The sequence below is a fragment of the Aminobacter sp. 01T433 genome, assembly GCF_056398585.1.
In genome coordinates this window covers 268,892-286,457 of record NZ_JBFTPR010000001.1, presented here as the reverse complement: position 1 = coordinate 286,457, position 17,566 = coordinate 268,892, and the positions used below count along the sequence as shown (strand labels likewise).

General features: G+C 61.1%; 13 protein-coding genes and 1 pseudogene. 5 read left to right on the top strand and 9 right to left on the bottom strand.

Annotated elements, in window-relative coordinates; genetic code table 11:
• Positions 1–162 precede the first annotated feature (162 nt).
• The 4 genes from AC1DLV_RS01450 to AC1DLV_RS01435 form a co-directional block, all read right to left on the bottom strand.
• Complete coding sequence (locus AC1DLV_RS01450) at positions 163–2,337, bottom strand: malate synthase G (RefSeq protein WP_476836102.1); 2,175 nt, start codon at positions 2,335–2,337, stop codon at positions 163–165.
• Positions 2,338–2,485: 148 nt separating this feature from the next.
• On the bottom strand, positions 2,486–4,501 hold the full coding sequence (locus AC1DLV_RS01445) for a hydantoinase/oxoprolinase N-terminal domain-containing protein (RefSeq protein ID WP_476800332.1): 2,016 nt from the start codon (positions 4,499–4,501) through the stop codon (positions 2,486–2,488).
• 94 nt (positions 4,502–4,595) lie between these two features.
• A complete protein-coding gene (locus AC1DLV_RS01440; protein ID WP_476800333.1) occupies positions 4,596–5,225 on the bottom strand; it encodes a CDGSH iron-sulfur domain-containing protein in 630 nt (209 codons plus the stop codon).
• A 63-nt stretch (positions 5,226–5,288) separates the two neighbouring features.
• Positions 5,289–5,654 carry a hypothetical protein gene (locus AC1DLV_RS01435; protein WP_476800334.1) on the bottom strand — a complete coding sequence of 122 codons (366 nt, stop codon included), beginning with the start codon at positions 5,652–5,654 and terminating at the stop codon, positions 5,289–5,291.
• 1,001 nt (positions 5,655–6,655) lie between these two features.
• On the opposite strand from AC1DLV_RS01435, the gene AC1DLV_RS01430 reads away from it, so the two are divergent.
• The 3 genes and pseudogenes from AC1DLV_RS01430 to AC1DLV_RS01420 all read left to right on the top strand — a co-directional run.
• Positions 6,656–7,114: a hypothetical protein gene (locus AC1DLV_RS01430; protein ID WP_476800335.1), complete on the top strand. Its 459-nt coding sequence runs from the start codon at positions 6,656–6,658 to the stop codon at positions 7,112–7,114.
• A gap of 166 nt (positions 7,115–7,280) precedes the next feature.
• Positions 7,281–8,828 (top strand): NACHT domain-containing protein, encoded by a 1,548-nt coding sequence (locus tag AC1DLV_RS01425; RefSeq protein ID WP_476800336.1) that lies wholly within the window; start codon positions 7,281–7,283, stop codon positions 8,826–8,828.
• A gap of 457 nt (positions 8,829–9,285) precedes the next feature.
• Positions 9,286–9,558: pseudogene (locus AC1DLV_RS01420) on the top strand (GIY-YIG nuclease family protein); the annotation flags it as partial.
• Positions 9,559–9,984: 426 nt separating this feature from the next.
• On the opposite strand, the gene AC1DLV_RS01415 reads toward AC1DLV_RS01420, so the two are convergent.
• The 3 genes from AC1DLV_RS01415 to AC1DLV_RS01405 form a co-directional block, all read right to left on the bottom strand.
• Entirely contained in the window at positions 9,985–11,958 is a 1,974-nt protein-coding gene (locus AC1DLV_RS01415) for an NAD(P)-binding protein (RefSeq protein ID WP_476836101.1), read from the bottom strand.
• 291 nt (positions 11,959–12,249) lie between these two features.
• Positions 12,250–14,058 (bottom strand): translation elongation factor 4, encoded by a 1,809-nt coding sequence (lepA, locus tag AC1DLV_RS01410; RefSeq protein ID WP_476800338.1) that lies wholly within the window; start codon positions 14,056–14,058, stop codon positions 12,250–12,252.
• 57 nt (positions 14,059–14,115) lie between these two features.
• Complete coding sequence (locus tag AC1DLV_RS01405) at positions 14,116–14,763, bottom strand: TetR/AcrR family transcriptional regulator (RefSeq protein ID WP_476800339.1); 648 nt, start codon at positions 14,761–14,763, stop codon at positions 14,116–14,118.
• A 234-nt stretch (positions 14,764–14,997) separates the two neighbouring features.
• Between AC1DLV_RS01405 and AC1DLV_RS01400 the strand changes: the two genes are divergently transcribed.
• Positions 14,998–15,939 (top strand): homocysteine S-methyltransferase family protein, encoded by a 942-nt coding sequence (locus AC1DLV_RS01400; RefSeq protein WP_476800340.1) that lies wholly within the window; start codon positions 14,998–15,000, stop codon positions 15,937–15,939.
• A gap of 42 nt (positions 15,940–15,981) precedes the next feature.
• Here the strand turns inward: AC1DLV_RS01400 and AC1DLV_RS01395 are convergent, their stop codons facing one another.
• Entirely contained in the window at positions 15,982–16,299 is a 318-nt protein-coding gene (locus AC1DLV_RS01395) for a hypothetical protein (RefSeq protein WP_476800341.1), read from the bottom strand.
• 28 nt (positions 16,300–16,327) lie between these two features.
• Positions 16,328–16,657: a hypothetical protein gene (locus tag AC1DLV_RS01390; RefSeq protein WP_476800342.1), complete on the bottom strand. Its 330-nt coding sequence runs from the start codon at positions 16,655–16,657 to the stop codon at positions 16,328–16,330.
• A 270-nt stretch (positions 16,658–16,927) separates the two neighbouring features.
• Here AC1DLV_RS01390 and AC1DLV_RS01385 point away from each other — a divergent pair, with 270 nt between their 5' ends.
• Complete coding sequence (locus AC1DLV_RS01385) at positions 16,928–17,524, top strand: GNAT family N-acetyltransferase (protein WP_476800343.1); 597 nt, start codon at positions 16,928–16,930, stop codon at positions 17,522–17,524.
• Positions 17,525–17,566 lie beyond the last annotated feature (42 nt).

The following is a 17,566-nucleotide window of genomic DNA, read 5'->3' as shown; positions in this document are numbered from 1 at the left end:
GCTGATTTCGCCAGCCACGAACGCCGAAGGATGGTCGCCGTGACCGAAGCTGCCGATCTCCCCCCTTGAGGGGGAGATGGCCGGCAGGCCAGAGGGGGGTGCGAAGGGACGCCATCATAGGTGTCAAGCTATCACGGACTACTTAGCATTCCGTTCGAATCATTATCCTCGCGCCTGCGCCTTCAGCTCGAGCCTGCGCTTGTGCAGGACCGGCTCGGTGTAGCCATTGGGCTGCGCGCGGCCTTCAAAGACCAGGTCACAGGCGGCGCGGAAGGCGATCGACTGGTCGAACTCAGGCGCCATCGGACGATAGAGCGGATCGCCGACATTTTGCCGGTCGACGATCGCCGCCATGCGCTGCAGTGAATCCATCACCTGGATATGCGAGCAGACATCGTGGCGCAGCCAGTTGGCGATATGCTGGGAGGAGATGCGCAAGGTGGCGCGGTCTTCCATCAGGCCAACGTCGTTGATGTCTGGCACCTTGGAGCAGCCGACGCCCTGGTCGATCCAGCGCACGACATAACCGAGGATGCCTTGGGAATTGTTGTCGAGTTCGCGCTGGATCTCGTCAGGCGTCCAGTTGGGACGGACAACGACAGGCACCGACAGGATGTCGTCGAGCCGCGCCTTGGGGCGGGACTTGAGCTGCTCCTGCACCGCGTGGACATCGACCTTGTGGTAGTGGGTGGCGTGCAGCGTGGCCGCCGTCGGCGACGGCACCCAGGCGGTGTTGGCGCCAGCACGTGGGTGGGCGATCTTCTGCTCCAGCATCGCTGCCATCAAATCCGGCATCGCCCACATGCCCTTGCCGATCTGGGCATGGCCCGACAGGCCGCATTCAAGCCCGGTGTCGACGTTCCAGGCTTCGTAGGCCGAAATCCACGGCGCCTGCTTCATGTCGCCCTTGCGCACCATGGGACCTGCTTCCATCGAGGTGTGGATTTCGTCGCCGGTGCGATCGAGGAAGCCGGTGTTGATGAACACTACGCGTTCCTTGGCGGCGCGGATGCACTCCTTGAGGTTGATGGTGGTGCGCCGCTCCTCGTCCATGATGCCCATCTTGATGGTTTTCCGGGGCATGCCGACAAGGCGCTCGACCCGGTCGAAGATCTCGACGGCGAAGGCGACTTCGTCGGGGCCGTGCATCTTCGGCTTGACGACATACATCGAGCCGGCGCGGGAGTTCATGCGACGCCCATTGGCGCCGACATCGTGCAACGCGATCAAGGCGGTGATCGCCGCGTCCATGATGCCTTCAGGCACTTCATGACCGTCGCGGTCGAGGATGGCCGGATTGGTCATCAGGTGGCCGACATTGCGCACCAGCATCAATGAGCGGCCGGGCAGCGACACGGCACCGCCATCGGGACCGGTGTACTCACGGTCGCCATTGAGCTTGCGGGTGACAGGCTTGCCGCCCTTGTCGAAGGTCTCGGACAGGTCACCGCGCATCAGGCCGAGCCAGTTGCGGTAGACCAAAACCTTGTCTTCGGCGTCGACCGCTGCAACCGAATCCTCGCAGTCCTGGATGGTGGTAAGCGCGGACTCCAGCACCATGTCGGAGATGCCGGCCGGATCGGTCTTGCCGATCGCGCTGTCGCGGTTGATCACGACCTCGACATGCAGGCCGTTCTTCACCAGCACCACCGCATCGGGATTTGTTTCCCCGGCACCGCGATAACCAACGAACTGTTTTGCATCACGCAGGGCAACCGCGCCGGATGCCGCCGTCAGCACCAGCTTGCCAGCGTCGACCGCAAGACCGGTGACGTCAGCCCAGCTGCCCTCAGACAACGGTGCCGCTTCATCCAGGAACGACTTGGCCCAGGCAATCACCTTGGCGCCGCGCTTGGGATTGTAGCCCTTGGTCTTCTCCGCGCCATCGGCATCGGAAATCGCATCGGTGCCGTAGAGCGCATCATAGAGCGAACCCCAGCGTGCGTTGGCTGCGTTCAGCGCATAACGCGCATTCATCACCGGCACGACCAGCTGCGGCCCAGCGACGGTGGCGATCTCGGCGTCGACATTGTCGGTGGTGACTGCAAAGGCCGGGCCTTCGGGCACGAGATAGCCGATCTCGCTCAAAAACGCCTTGTAGGCGGCCATGTCGTGCGGCGCGCCATGCTTGCGGTACCAGGCATCGAGCTTGAGCTGGAAATCGTCGCGCTTTTCGAGCAGCGCCCGGTTCTTGGGCCCAAGATCATGGACGATCTCGGCAAAACCTTCCCAGAACTTTGCAGCATCGACCCCAGTCCCGGGCAAAGCCTCCGAAACAACAAAGTCGTGCAGTTCGCGAGAAACGCGAAGGCCGAAAAGCTCAACGAGGTCGGTCATAATATAAACTCCAGAATTCCGGGGCCGCTGGGGCGGTCAAAATAGGTTTTCGGGCGTTTGACACGCAAAGCGCGCAGGGTCAATTCGTCCAATTTTGCAAGGCAGCAATTGGCTTGCCGCCTATCGCCGCAGCGAACCGATTTAGCCGTCAGACCGCAATCCGGGGACGACCTGCGGCAACCGCCACGACATGGGCCTCGATGAACATGCGCTGGCCCTCGACCGTCGACACGTTGATCTCGGTTACGATCTCGACTTCGGCAGCGTCGGTGCCGGCATCGCTGGCGCGAACGGCCACGATGGCGCGCGCCTCGGCCTCGGCTGCGGCCATCGCCGTTTCCTCGTCGAGGAAATCCCGCAGGATCTCGCCGACCGATAGCCGGAACAGCCCCTCCTTGGGCTGACTGACACGCGCTTCTGCCGTCACGCGCACCTGTCCGACCACAGCGCCAAGCGCATTGGCAACGTCGGTGTCCTCAGGCACCACGCATTCATTGCCGACCAGCGGCGGCAGGCCGGCATAATGCAAGGGTGCTGAGGCACCGAGACCAATGACCGGGCGGTCGAGCGCGACAGACAGACGGGCGATGCCCTCATGGCCATCGACGGCGCGCTGGACCAGAGCGTGAGCGACGGTCGCCGCACCATCGAGCCCGTCCTCGGCGAATGCCGTTTCCAAGATGACTTCAGCCGAGAGGCGGGTCAGCGTCGCCAGCACACGTTCGGCCAATGCTTCGGGGGTCGCTGCGATCGGCTGGCCACGTCCGTCGCGCTTGCGGGAAAAAAGCTCGGCACCAAGCCGCGCGGCGGTTTCATCCCAATTGGCCTGCCTGCCCAACACATGGGCGGCATCGGAGGGGGTGAAGCCACAGACATGGACCAGCCCGCGCGACACCAGGCGGTTGAGCGTGGCGCTTTGGGCATTGGAGGTCAAAAGCCGGTCGATGGGCAGCGGCACCGCGGTGATCGTGTCGTAGAGCTTTGCCTCCGGCGCCGTCAGGCCAGCTGCCAGGTGTTCCGGCACGCCGGTGCGGACGGCGAAGCGGCCATCCATGCGCCCCGGATTGGGGGCGCGCAGCTGGCGCTCCAGTTCGCTCGTCACCGCCTCGCCATGCATCATGCCGGCGAGCGCCAGCGGCACCAGGCGGCGAGGTCCGAGCGACATTTTTGGCTTCAGGCCGCCGTCTTCCAGCGTCACTTCGGAATCGCCACCGAGGCCGAAGGTGCGCATGGCGACCGCCTCGACCATGGTGCGGAAACCACCGACGGTAGCGCCCTCGGGGTCGAGCCGCGGACGGCCATTGTCGAGCACGGCAACATCTGTCGTCGTGCCGCCGATGTCGGACACCACCGCATTGTCGAGCCCGGTCATGTAGCGCGCGCCGACGAGGCTCGCGGCGGGGCCTGAGAGGATGGTCTCGATCGGGCGCTGGCGGGCGAACTCGGCCGAAACCAGCGCGCCATCGCCACGCACCACCATCAGCGGCGCGTTGATCTTGCGTTGCTCCAGAAAACCTTCGGTTGCAGCGACAAGGCGGTCGATCATCGAGATCAGGCGGGCGTTAAGCAGCGTTGTCAGCGCCCGGCGCGGGCCGCCGAGTTTGGAAGAGAGCTCGTGGCTGGCCGTCACCGGCAGGCCGGTCTTCTGGCGGATCAGGTCGCGCGCGGCGATCTCATGCGCCGGGTTGCGGGTGGCGAAATAGGCGCACACGGCAAAGCCCGAGACGGATTTCGCCAGCTCCGACAGGGCTTTCTCAAGCTCGGCCAGCTCCAGCGTGCGGGCATTGCCGTGAACGTCGTGACCACCGGCGCACAGCACCAGCGGATCGGTTCCGAGCGCGGTCTTGAGGCCGTCGCGGGCGAGATCGGCCTCGGAAAAGCCTATCATCACCAGCGCCACGCGTCCGCCCTGGCCCTCGACCAGCGCGTTGGTGGCAAGCGTCGTCGACATCGACACCAGCTTGATGGCGGCGGGGTCGACATGGGCCTTGTCCAGCACTGCGTCGACGGCACCCGATATGCCGACCGCCAGGTCGTGGCGGGTGGTCAGCGCCTTGGCTTTGGCGGCGACGCCGTGGTCCTCGGACCACAGAACCGCGTCGGTGTAGGTGCCGCCGGTGTCGATGCCGAGGAACAGGGGCTGCGGGCGGGATCTGGCGTTCATGCGCTGGTGGTCCGGGGCTTTTTCCAACTGTCCCGCTCTAGCCGATATGGCCGGCAAAGGGAAACCGGCCAGCGCTGGCTATCGACCGGCTCAGCTAGGCCACGAAGCCGATCTTCTTGTGCGTGCTGTCGCAAAACGGCTTGTTGGCCGAATGGCCGCAGCGGCAGAGGAAAACCTTGGTGGTGCGCTCGACCGTGTGGCCGGTGCCGGTGACGATTTCGAGATTGCCTTCAAGCTTGAGGCTGCCGTTCGGCTGCGGGGTAACGACGAGTGGGCCGTCACGCGCGGCGAGCGGCTGGGACTCCTTGAGCGGCGGCTCGCCGGTGGCGGCAAAGCCTGTCTTGCCGTGGCTGCCGTCGCAGAAGGGCTTGTTCTGGGACGCGCCGCAGCGGCACAGCGTGGCGCGATACAAGGTCTCGCCGCCAAGCACGATCTCGGCATGGACGGCCAGTGGGCCGTTCTCGCGCACCCGCACGATGTTGACCACCGGCGGCGCCTCCTGCGGCCCGCCATCCTTGCGCCGATAGGTGATGGCACCCGAGGGGCAGCTTTCGGCGATCGCCACGATCTGCTCGACCGAGGCCGCGTCGGGGTGGATCCACTCGCCCGGCGCGTTGGGCTCGAAGACATGCGGATTGCCGAGCACGCAGTTGCGCGAGTGGATGCAGCGGCGACCGGAGAACCCGACGTCGATCTTGTCGCCTTCGACCATGCCCTTGGACATTTCGTTCCGCTGCCTCCGTCGCCAGATCCCGAGCTTACGCTGCCCGAAGGCTCTGACAAGGGCTCATTCCGCGCCCTTTGCGGTAACGACGCGCGCGACCTCGGCACGGATTTCAGCGCGCATCGCCTCGAGGGTTGCCTCCTCCAGCGGGACGCATGGCGGGATGAACGGGCGGAAGGCGAAGGACCAGTCGTGCTCGGCGCGGCGGCCGACACATTTTTTCAGCCGACGGCAACCGCGCTGCGGGCAATGGCGATGAAATCCAAGATGGCTGCACAGCATCTGGAACAGGCCCAGATAAATGCCCTTGGCCTCGGCGTGGCGCTCCTGGTCGCGGCACACGCAGGCCCATTGCGCGTCGGTGCGCCAGGGCTCGCGCTCCATCTTAGGAATGGCAAAGACGGGATGCTGCCAGGGTTCGTCGGACACATGCGCCTCCGTTGCCGCGCTCGAACCGAGCCGGGTTGGGGTGGAAAGGTCGGGAAGACGGGCGGTCGCGAGATCGCTCGGCAATGTCTAAATGCGATCTCGCGACCGCCCGTCCGGCGATTTCTGTTCCCGTCCGTTCCGCTTCCGCAGGCCGTTTTGGGCATAAACGCCCTTGCCGGCCCCACTAGCGCATCGTCCAGCGCACCCGGGCCGTAGTGCCCGGAGGGGAACCCTTGGACGGAACCTCCCCGGGCGATGGGCCACGTTTGCCCGCCGCCGGAGGCGCCGGCCCCTCCCCACTGATCACCGTCGGACCGGCTTTCCCTTGGGAGGGACGGGATGGATTGTACGGCAGGTTTTTGGGGCGTGGAGAAAAGGGATGGGATTTCCACGCCAATCGCCGATGCCGAGATCCTTCGCACCCCCCTCTGGCCTGCCGGCCATCTCCCCCACAAGGAGGGAGATCACTCGCGTCGCCGGCGGCGTCCGTCCTGCAAGCTGATCGTAAATCCCCTTGCGACGCAGGCAATTTAGCCGCGGCGGCGATGAAGGCGTGATCTCCCTCCTTGTGGGGGAGATGGCCGGCAGGCCAGAGGGGGGTGCGAAGGAATGAGACAGAAAAGAAAAAGCGAAAAAACTTTGAAACCGTGGAGAAATTCTCCCCGTTCAGCCCCGTGAAATCTGCTCGTCCTGCTCGACCGTGAGCGGTTTTACCCCCTCCGGCATCGGCTCGACCACTTGATGGGGCTCGACCACGGGCACAGGCGAAACCACAGGTGCCAACGGCACCGGCGCGTGGGCAGCGCAGGCGCTAAGAGCCGCGAGGGCAACGAGGAGGGCCAGGAATTTCATGGAGCCGGCGTTAGGTGGAAGGTGTGGCGTTATCGCGGCGGCAGACAAGCCGACAGCACAGCCCGCGTCAAGCGCGCGACCCTGACATCTCCTGACAATAGCCTGTCAGGAGGGGACGGCTATACTGCCTTGATCAAGAGGAGGCAAAGATGAGCGGCTTTGACGATTTCGACTTCCTGATCGGCGACTGGACCATCACCAACGAACGTTTGCGCGAGCGGCTGAAGGGCTCGAGCGAATGGGAGACTTTTTCGGCCACCTCGAAGGTGGAAAAGGTGATGGATGGCTGCGGCAACCTCGACCAGATGGCGGTGCCCGCGCGCGGCTTCACCGGCATGACGCTCAGGCTCTACAACCCCGAGACAAAACTGTGGTCGATCTACTGGTCCGACACCAAGAGTTGCCGGCTGTTTCCGCCAATGGTGGGCACGTTCGAAAACGGGCGCGGTGAGTTTTATGGCGACGATGTCGAAGGCGGAGTGCCGGTACGGGTGCGGTTTTTATGGATGGGAGGGGCTAGCCCGCGCTGGGAGCAGGCGATGTCGGTGAATGGGGGTAGGACGTGGGAGGTTAATTGGGTGATGCGGTTTGGGAAGTGGCAGCGCTGAACCCGATTTACGACCCAAATGACACTTTGGGCACCTCGCCCAACGCCACCCGACCCCGGATAACCTCACAAAACAACGCACTTTTTCAATAATCTTCAAATACTTGACATGCCGCTATAACTCAATAATCTTGCTCAGAATTTGCACAGAACGATGAATGTTTCATATGACCTCACTTTCCGACGCCCTTACCTCCAATTTTTCTACCTCACTTTCACAATTAGTTGACAAGGCATTTCAGGGGGCTGTTTCTGGATCAAAAGAGGGCGCAAATATAGTAGCCACTCGCTTTGCGGTCGGATTTGAGCGCTATATTGCGTCCACGAGGTCCAGATGCATCAATGTAAAGACGCTAATCTCGTCAAGCTCGCCAATCCAGCTCAGCCAAGCTTATGAACCTGCTGATCTTACGTTTGGTGACATAAAAATACCTATCGACAAATTTATTAGCGAATTGGGAACAAATAGGAATCATGCGCTGATTACAGCCACCCTTGGCGCGGGCAAATCCTTTACGATGAGATACATATATAGCCAATTTTCAGAGCCAGGGATACTTTCTCATATCCCTATATTTATCGAGTTGCGTGATATACAATTCTCCGAACGAACACTTGTAAGCTATATATTTGACGCTATTTCCCCTTTTACAAATTTTGTTTCGGAAAGATCAATTATCTCTGGACTCAAATCCGGCGTTTTTTGCTTGATACTGGACGGATTCGACGAAATTTCCGGAAGAAATCAAAGAGCAGCCGACCAACAGATAAACAAAATTGTTTCCGACTACCCGAATAACATTGTGGTAGTCTCGTCTCGACCCAATCGCACTCGATTTATGAGTTGGCACAATTTTCCAGAGTATGCAGTCGCGCCATTAACTCTCCCAAAGTTGGAATCTCTTGTAAATCGAATTGATTTCGATGAGACGGACAAAGGACTTTTTCTTAAACGAGTAAAGGGTAGTTTGTTCGAATCTCATGAGAATATATTGTCGAATCCGCTTCTAGCATCAATGATGCTTTTGACTTTCAAGGAATTTCAAGACATTCCATCAAAGATGCACGTTTTTTATGGAACTGCGTTTGATGTTCTTTATCGTCGGCACGACACGATAAAGCCGGATTATCAAAGAGAGTTCAAATCTGGCCTCGACTTAAATGATTTCAAGCGCCTATTTATGACTTTTTGTTTCATGAGTTTTTTGGATAGAAAATTTACGTTTAATAGCTCTACATTTAGCTACTACATATCGCGGGCAATCGAATATGAGGAAATGGATGTAAAAGTTTCTGACATTTGCGATGATCTAAACCACAACATTTGCATAATGCACACCGAAGGTGATGACATTAATTTTATGCACAGATCATTTCAAGAATATTTTGCGGGACTGTTTCTTTCAAAGAGAAGCATCGAAGATGCTTACAGGTACATCGATTTTCTTTTCTGCGAGGTAAGCACTCATGACTTCTTTCGTATGCTTATTGAAATTGATAGAGAGGAATTTGAAAGAAAATACCTAATCGAAAAAATTAAACAGCTTGACGACAATTTCGCACGTTCTCGAACCTTGGGCGAAAAAATTGAAGTTCTGGCGAGCTCTTTTATATGTGGAGCTTTGGAGATGAGCCAGGTACGCAAACGATTTTCATTCCTTCTGGATTTAAGAAGAATGGGAAGGGAATTGAAGCTAACAACGTCATTTCTATAATAGCGGTTATGGGTGACCACTACGATATCAATACATTCTTGCCATGGACTTGGGGCAAAGAAGGATGGGAAGAAGCCATTCCAGAAAAATTCAAGAAAAGGAATAGCATTGATATATTCGAGGTTAAAGATATTCCTATTAAAGTTTTAAATTTGGTCGGAATGAAGTCATACCTGTCATACCTCGTAAAGAAGATACGATTTATTCGGAAAGACTTGGAAGACAGGCACAGTAAGAAGTCAAAACTACTCTCAGATAGCCTCAAAAAGACGCATTTATTGAAGTCAACAAACTAGAGCGCCAGGGCGCTAGGCGCCATCATCTGTTGGCCCCAAAATCCGTGGTTCGACGGTTTCGACAAGCTCACGGCTCGCCATGAGGATTTTGTGGAGGGCGCTTAATTCTGCCGCGTGGCAGCGCCTCAACCGTTCGCGTTTAGCTTGGGGAGACTGCCCTCATGGAAGTCACTGTCTACATCCTGCGATGCTCGGATGGGTCCTACTACACCGGCCTGACCAAGCAGGAGATCGAAGCGCGGGTGTGGGAGCACAATGAGGGCGTCTATGACGGCTATACGCGCAAGCGGCGGCCGGTCGAGCTGGGGTTTACCGAGACCTATGACCGTATCATCGAGGCGATCGACCGAGAGCGGCAGATCAAGGGGTGGAGCCGGGCCAAGAAGGAAGCGCTGATTGCGCTGGCCTATGAGAGGCTGCCGGAACTGTCCAAGAACCGGCAGGGGGTAGAGTTCACGCCGTGGTGGAGGCGCATGGACGAGGACGACGGCCCGAAATCCGACGGTTCGACAGGCTCACCATGAGGATTTTTGGGCGGGCGGCGCGCCAAGTTCTGGGCGCATAGACAACGGTATGCAACAAAGGAAATGAAGGCGGAGGTGCTCCAGTAGCCCTCATGGTGAGCCTGTCGAACCACGAGGGCGTCAGGCGCCAAGGTCTGCTGGGCCCAAAACCTCGTGGTTCGCCCGTTCGACAAGCTCACGGCTCACCATGAGGGTTTTGGGGGAGCCCGCCATCGACGTGCACGGCTGATGTTTTGAGAAAGCTTGGTTGGTGGGGTGGCGCCGCCCCTCATCCGGCCCTGCGGGCCACCTTCTCCCCGTGAACGGGGAGAAGGAAGAGAGTGTTGATCGCCCGCCTCAGAGCCCGATCTTGACTGCCGGCGGTCCGGGGAAGCGGGAATAGTCCGGTGCGCCGTTGGGCGTACCGAGCAGGTCGCGGACCGCACGAACGCCCTGGTCGATCGCCGAATGGGCATAGGCGTAGGCGCCGCTGTCGGCATTGGCGATGGAGATGCGTCCCCACGGCTTGCGTGCCGCCTCGATGGGTAGCGGGCCATCTGGCCAGAAGCGATCGCCCGGGCGCATGTATTCGAAGGCGTAGCCGTGCGACCAGCGATTGCAGGTGATGGCCTCGATGTCGCGGGCGGGATCGAAGCCGCCCCCACCAAGAGCGCGGCCGAGCAGGTCGCGGATCGAGCGCTCCATCTCCTCGAAGCTCAACACCATCAGCGCCCGCCGGCCGGCCAGCGCCTGATCTCGGGGCGCGAGTCCCGGACTGGTCATCACCTTGGAGAGGTGCAGGATGACGGGATCCCCAGGCTTGTCGGCGAATTTGTAGTCGCCCATCGACACCGGAAAATCGATGTCGGCGCCGCTCCAGAAATCGCCGCGGGCCCTGAAACCGTCGATCTTGAGCTTGTCAAAAGCCTCCCAGTTGCGGAGCTGCACGTTGGTGTAGATCAGCGGCACCTTCTGCTGGTCGTTCATCGCGGCAACCTGATCCGCACCGAGCTCGCCGGTGAGATAGGGAATGACGCGGTGCCAACAGGCAAGCACGACATTGCCGGCCTTGACGCTGACGGGCTTTCCGGCTGCGTCTGCATAGGTGACGGTGACCGACTTGGCGGCATCGGGCGCGCCGTCATGGGCAACCTTGATCACTGTCGAATGCAGCCTGATGCGGACCGGACTGTCGGCCTTGTCGAGGGCGGCATAATCGACCTTTTGGGTGACGAGCTCTTCCATCGTGGAGCCGGCCAGCGCGCCGGGCACCAGCGCGCGCACCAAGGCGCGGGCGATGCCGGCATTGCCATCGGGGAAGTGGTAGATGTAGTCGTCGGGATCGGTGAAGGACAGCCGGCCCGAGGGGCTGTTGTATTTGGACACCGCTTCGCCGAGATCCATGCCGTCGAAACCGGGATTGCCGTTGGCGCGGGCGTCAAGCGCACTGGCGGCATCGATGCCAACGCCGAAGTAGCCGTTGGTGGAGGTGGCGAAATAGTCGGCCACCTGCGGGTCGACCTTGGCGTGGTCGAGCAAGAACGCCTTGTAGGTGATCTCGGACAGCTTCTCCAGGCGCTGCTCCCTGGTCATGCCGGGCAGATAGTCGCCGGGCGCATCGATCAGTGCGATCAGGTCGGCCTTGGCCTTGTCATTCAGCGGCGTCAGCGCAACCCATTCAGGCGCCTTGCCCTTTCGAATGACCAGCTTGTCTTCGCCCCATTGCTCCTTGGAGAAGAAAATAGAGCTCGAAAGCCCGCGATCCTCGGACCATTTCTGGTCGTAGAAGGTTTCGAAGCGCTTGGGATCGATGCCGATGTCTGCGAGCAGCGCGTTGACGGCGGGGCTGAAGAAGCTCGGCGTCTGCATCGACTGGCTGCCGCCATAGCCGATAAGCTTTGCGCCGTTGCTGGCGGTGAACTCGTTGCGCTTGGCATGCCCACCAAAATCCTCGAGCGGATCGATGATCAGGACACGTTTGTCCGCACCTGCCTGCTTGCGAAAGGTATGGGCCGCCGCAAGGCCCGAAATGCCGGCACCGACGACGACCAGATCATAGGTCTCACCGCTGTCTGTAACCGGGCCGGCGCTCGACCAGTAGGTGCCGTCGCGCACCGAGTGCATGACATGCTGGGCGACATCGGTTTGGCCGCGCAACCCGCTGCCGGCGGGCGGATATGCTACGGTCGCGTCTTGAGCTTGCGCAGAACCAGGCCCCATGGCGCGCAACGCCATCGCTCCGCCAATAGCCATCGCCACGCCGTCCATGAAATCGCGCCTAGATATGGGGCGGTCCATACCCAGTTTCTTGTCTTTTTCAGTCCACTTCATGATTTCCCCTCTGAAGAGTACAGACGGGAGGCTAGCCATCTTCACGGCGTCAGTAAATCGACAGAACAGTCGAAGACGCGGCGCGGCGAATAATTCGACGCTGCGGTGCAATACACGTTTGCAATGCGGGATGACTGTGGGTGGGGGTGGTGGCGAGTGTTGAGGACGCGGAAAGGCCGGTCGCCATTCGGCGTGAGGCTTGAAGAAGCTGCTTGGGGCGTTAGCGCCGCCCCTCATCCGGCCCTGCGGGCCACCTTCTCCCCGTGAACGGGGAGAAGGAAAAAGAAAACGCTAGTTATCGCCCATCTTGAGCGCCTGGATGAAGGCTTCCTGAGGGATGTCGACCTTGCCGAACTGGCGCATGCGCTTCTTGCCCTCTTTCTGCTTTTCGAGCAGCTTGCGCTTGCGGGTGACGTCGCCGCCGTAGCACTTTGCGGTGACGTCCTTGCGCAGGGCCGAAATCGTTTCGCGGGCAATGACCTTGCCGCCGATCGCCGCCTGGATCGGGATCTTGAACATGTGCTGCGGGATCAGCTCCTTCAGCTTCTCGACCATGACGCGGCCGCGTTTTTCGGCAGCCGTCCGGTGAACCAGCATGGAGAGCGCATCGACCGGCTCCTCATTGACCAGGATCGACATCTTGACGAGGTCGCCTTCCTTGTAGTCGGTGAGGTGGTAGTCGAAGGAGGCGTAGCCCTTGGAGATCGACTTCAGCCGGTCGTAGAAGTCGAACACGACTTCGTTGAGCGGCAGGTCGTAGACCAGCATGGCGCGCTTGCCGACATAGGAGAGGTCGACCTGGATGCCGCGGCGCTCCTGGCACAGCTTGAGGATCGAGCCGAGATAATCATCAGGCGTCAGGATGGTGGCGCGGATCCACGGCTCCTCGATCGAAGCGATCTTGACCACGTCGGGCATGTCGGCGGGGTTGTGCAGTTCCTTGACCGTGCCGTCGTTGAGATTCATCCGGTAAACGACTGAAGGTGCGGTGGCGATGAGGTCGAGGTTGAACTCGCGCTCGAGCCGCTCCTGGATGATCTCGAGATGCAGCAGGCCCAAAAAGCCGCAGCGGAAGCCGAAGCCGAGTGCGGCCGAGGTTTCCATTTCAAACGAGAAGCTGGCGTCGTTGAGGCGCAGCTTGCCCATGGCGGAGCGCAGGTCTTCGAAGTCGGCGGCGTCGACCGGAAACAGGCCGCAGAACACCACCGGCTGAGCCGGCTTGAAGCCCGGCAGGGCCTTGGCGGTGGGGCGCTTGTCTTCGGTGATGGTATCGCCGACGCGAGTGTCTGCCACTTCCTTGATCGAGCCGGTGAAGAAGCCGAACTCGCCAGGGCCGAGTTCGTCGACCTGGACCATCTTGGGGGTGAAGACGCCGGTACGCTCGACCAGATACTTCGCGTTGGTCTCCATCATGCGGATGGTCTGGCCCTTCTTGAGCTTGCCATCGATGATGCGCACCAGGACGATAACGCCGAGATAGGTGTCGTACCAGCTATCGACCAGCATGGCTTTCAGCGGCGCATCGATGTCGCCCTCGCGCGGGGGCGGCAGCTGGGTGACGATCGCTTCCAGCACGTCTGGGATGCCAAGGCCGGTCTTGGCCGAGATGTAGACGGCTTGTGACGCGTCGATGCCGATAACTTCTTCGACCTGCTCCTTGATGCGCTCGGGCTCGGCGGCAGGCAGGTCGATCTTGTTGAGCACGACCACGATCTCGTGGTTGTTGTCGATGGCCTGGTAGACGTTCGCCAGCGTCTGCGCCTCGACGCCCTGGGAGGCGTCGACGACGAGCAGCGAACCCTCGCAGGCCGACAGCGAACGCGACACTTCATAGGCAAAGTCGACGTGGCCGGGCGTGTCGATCAGGTTGAGGACATAATCCTCGCCATTGTTGGCGCGGTAGTTGAGCCGCACGGTCTGGGCCTTGATGGTGATGCCGCGTTCACGCTCGATGTCCATGTTGTCGAGGACCTGTTCGGTCATCTCGCGCAGTTCCAGCCCACCAGTGGACTGGATCAGCCGGTCGGCAAGCGTCGACTTGCCGTGATCGATATGGGCAACGATGGAGAAATTGCGGATGTGGTCGAGCGGTGTGGTCATAAGCGGCGCTTTAGCAGGGGCGGCAAAGCTTAACAAGCAGGGCTTTGCGCCGCGCGCTCACGCAGCGGAGGGCGCGCGGGCGGGCCGGTTGGCCGGCGCCGGCTCAAACAGCATCTTGACGAAGGCGCGGAAGGCCAGGACCTGCTGCTCGAGCCGGCGCGGATCGTCCAGAAGCTTGGACATGATGATGCCGCCATCGACGATGCACGACATCATGTCGGCGACGGTATCGATCTCGAGCGGCTCGCGCGGGGGATGGATCCTGGCGATCTCTTCGAGAGTGGCGCGGAAGCGGGCGTTCCACGATTGAACGGAACTGGTCGCGATGGCGCGGACCTCGCGGTCGTAGAGCCGCTCCTGGTAGCAAACCGAGGCGATGAGGCAGCCGGGATGGCCGTTGGGCAGGTCGGCCATGATTTCGGCCAGAAGCTTGAGGCCGATGAGGAAGGCCTGCAGCGGGTCGTCGGACAGTTGGCGGCCGCGGCCGAAGACGTCGTCGAAGAGCTGGTTGTTGGATTGGACGTAGCGCAGCAGCATGGCGCGGGCGAGTTCGTTCTTGTCGCGGAAATGGTAGAAGAAGCCGCTCTTGGTGATGGCGGCCTCGGCGATGATCTCGTCGATGGAGGTGGCGCCGAACCCCTTGGCGAGCACCGATGCCTCGGCGATCGCCAGGATGCGTTCGCGGGTTTCCAGTCCCTTGCCCATGTCCGGTCCCCAAAACACTGTACCTGAGGTACGGTTTTCGGCATCGCGACAATATCACCGATCGCGCATATGCTGCCACACGGTCCGCCAAGCCGTTGATGCCTCGTCATAATTTGCGTTTCCGCCACGACCGGACCGCGAGATTTCTAGTCTCGATCCATGAGTTGAGGCAAAAAAGCGGCATTCCCGATGCCGGGCCGTGCGGCAGGACGGGGGAGCTTGTTGGAGATTGTCATGGCCAAGTATCGCAACGACCTGCCGCAGATGAAGGGCGGCCTGTTCCTCAGCGACGGCGGCATGGAAACGACGCTCATCTTCCACGATGGTGTCGAACTGCCGCATTTTGCTTCCTTCGTGCTGCTCGACACGGCCGAGGGCCGGCAGCGGCTGAAAGGATACTACGAAAAATATCTCGATATCTCGCGTCGGCGCGGCACGGGTTTCGTGCTCGACAGCGCAACCTGGCGGGCCAATCCGGACTGGGGCGAGAAGCTCGGCTACGACCGCGCGGCACTGAAGGGGATCAATGCCGGCTCGATCCGGCTCCTCGAAGAACTGCGCGACGACTGGGAAACGCCTGAAACGCCGCTGGTGGTGAGTGGCGCGATCGGCCCGCGCGGCGACGGCTACAAGGCCGGCAACATGAGCGCCGAGGAGGCGGAGGCCTATCACGCGCCCCAGATCGCCGACTTTGCCGAGACCGGCGCCGACATGGTGGCGGCCTACACGATGAACAACATCGACGAGGCGGTTGGCATTGCGCGGGCGGCAAAGAGGCTCAGCATGCCGTGCATGATCTCGTTCACGGTAGAGACCGACGGCAGGCTGGTGACCGGGCGAACCCTGCGCGAGGCGATCGAAACGACCGACCGCGCAACCGGGGCCTATCCGCTCTACTACATGATCAACTGCGCCCATCCGAGCCACTTTGCCCCTGCTCTAGCGGCCGCTGAGCCTTGGCTGGGGCGCGTGCGCGGCGTGAAGGCCAACGCCTCGGCCAAAAGCCATGACGAACTCGACAACTCCGAGACGCTGGATCCCGGCGACCCGGCCGATCTCGGGCGGCGCTACAGGGCGCTGACGGCATCGTTTCCGACCATGCGCATCCTGGGAGGCTGCTGCGGCACCGACCATCGCCACATCGCGGCGATCTGCGAGGCCTGCCTGCCGGCGTGATGCGGATGGCCGCGGCCAACTGTTTTGGCGGATGGCCGCGGCTTACGCCGTGCCGGCAATTGGCATCAGGTGCAGATTTCGGCTTGAGCGGCGGCCGCAGGCGGCGAGCAGTGCCGAACATAGCATGTCGACGTCGGCCTCCTGGCGCGGACACCAGCCGCAGGTGCAGGCGGCGGGGCCCGAATGTGCATCCGATGTCTCGCGGTAGATCGAGCCCACTGCCTGGGCGGCAAGGCGCATGACGACCATCGGCGGCAGGCCGGTCTTGCGCATGACCTCGCAGAATTCGTTCATGATCGTGGCGCGGATATGCGCTTGCGCTTCCTCGTGACGCCGTTCGTCTTCAATCGCGTGTGCCAAGGCCAGATCTCCAGATCAATGTATGGGGTTAGCGACGGTTGAGCTGCGCGCCGCCTGCAGGGGCGATCGCCGCGGCAGCGATCCGCAAGGCTTCGCGCGCTGTTTCGAGCTGACGCATCGCCTCGAACAGCGCTTCCCTGTCGCGCCGGTGGATATCGAGCCGATCGACGAACATCGAGCTGTCGCCGACCTCAGGCTGGGGCAGTGCGTTGAGCCGGCCAAGGCTGTCATTGGCAGTGCGGCGAGCGCTGTCGACCTTTTGATTCAGCGCCTCGACACGGCCGAGAAGCGCGAGGTAGCTGCCGATGTCCGCCTCGCGGCGCTCGGTGAAACCAGCCATGGGAGCGACATGCATCATAGGTCAGCCTCCAGTTGTTGTTCGCGACCACGACCATGCATGTTTCTATGCATGGTCGTGGTGAGCTTAACCCGCCACCCAGGACGAGCAAATACAAAACTGGACTAAAAAAATCAAGTTTAAAAACACAACATTCCGACGTTCGGCAGCGGCGCGGAATGGACGCGTCGAGGTGCGCGAATGACGGCCCAAAGGGCTGTTGACTGAGGTGCCCCCGCGCGCTCCTATATGGGCGGCAGCTTGGGGTGGCTGCGCATGGGAGGAACGGTCATGGCCGAAAAGGCTGAGCATAGTGACGAGGGTTTGACCGCAGAAGCGCGCCCCGCCACCAAGGACGATGCGACCGTACTTGCCAAGCTGGTCAACATGGCCGGCCACGGGCTGCCGCTCTATCTCTGGACCAAGATGGCCAATGGCGGAGACCCGTGGGAAGTGGGCCGCCAGCGGGCGCAGCGCGAGCATGGCAGCTTTTCCTACCGTAACACGGTGGTTTTGGAGCATGGCAAGGTGCTGGCCTGCCTGGTTGGCTATCCCATCGTGCCAACCCCCGTCGATCCCGACACCCCCGCGATGTTCGTGCCGATGAACGAGCTCGAGGCGATGGCCGTGGGCAGCTGGTATGTCAATGTGGTGGCGACCATGCCCGAAGCGCGCGGCCGAGGCTTCGGCTCCAGGCTGCTCGCCATGGCCGACGTGATCGCCGAGGCGACCGGCTGCAACGGAACCAGCCTGATCGTGTCCGACGCCAACGCGAACGCGCGGCACCTCTATGACAGCGCCGGCTACCGCGAAGTGGCGACACGGCCGATGGTCAAGGAAGACTGGGACAATCCGGGCCAGAACTGGGTGCTGATGGTCAAGCCGTGAGCTGTATTTGCTAAACCCGCTCGCGCTTCGAGACCCAAATGC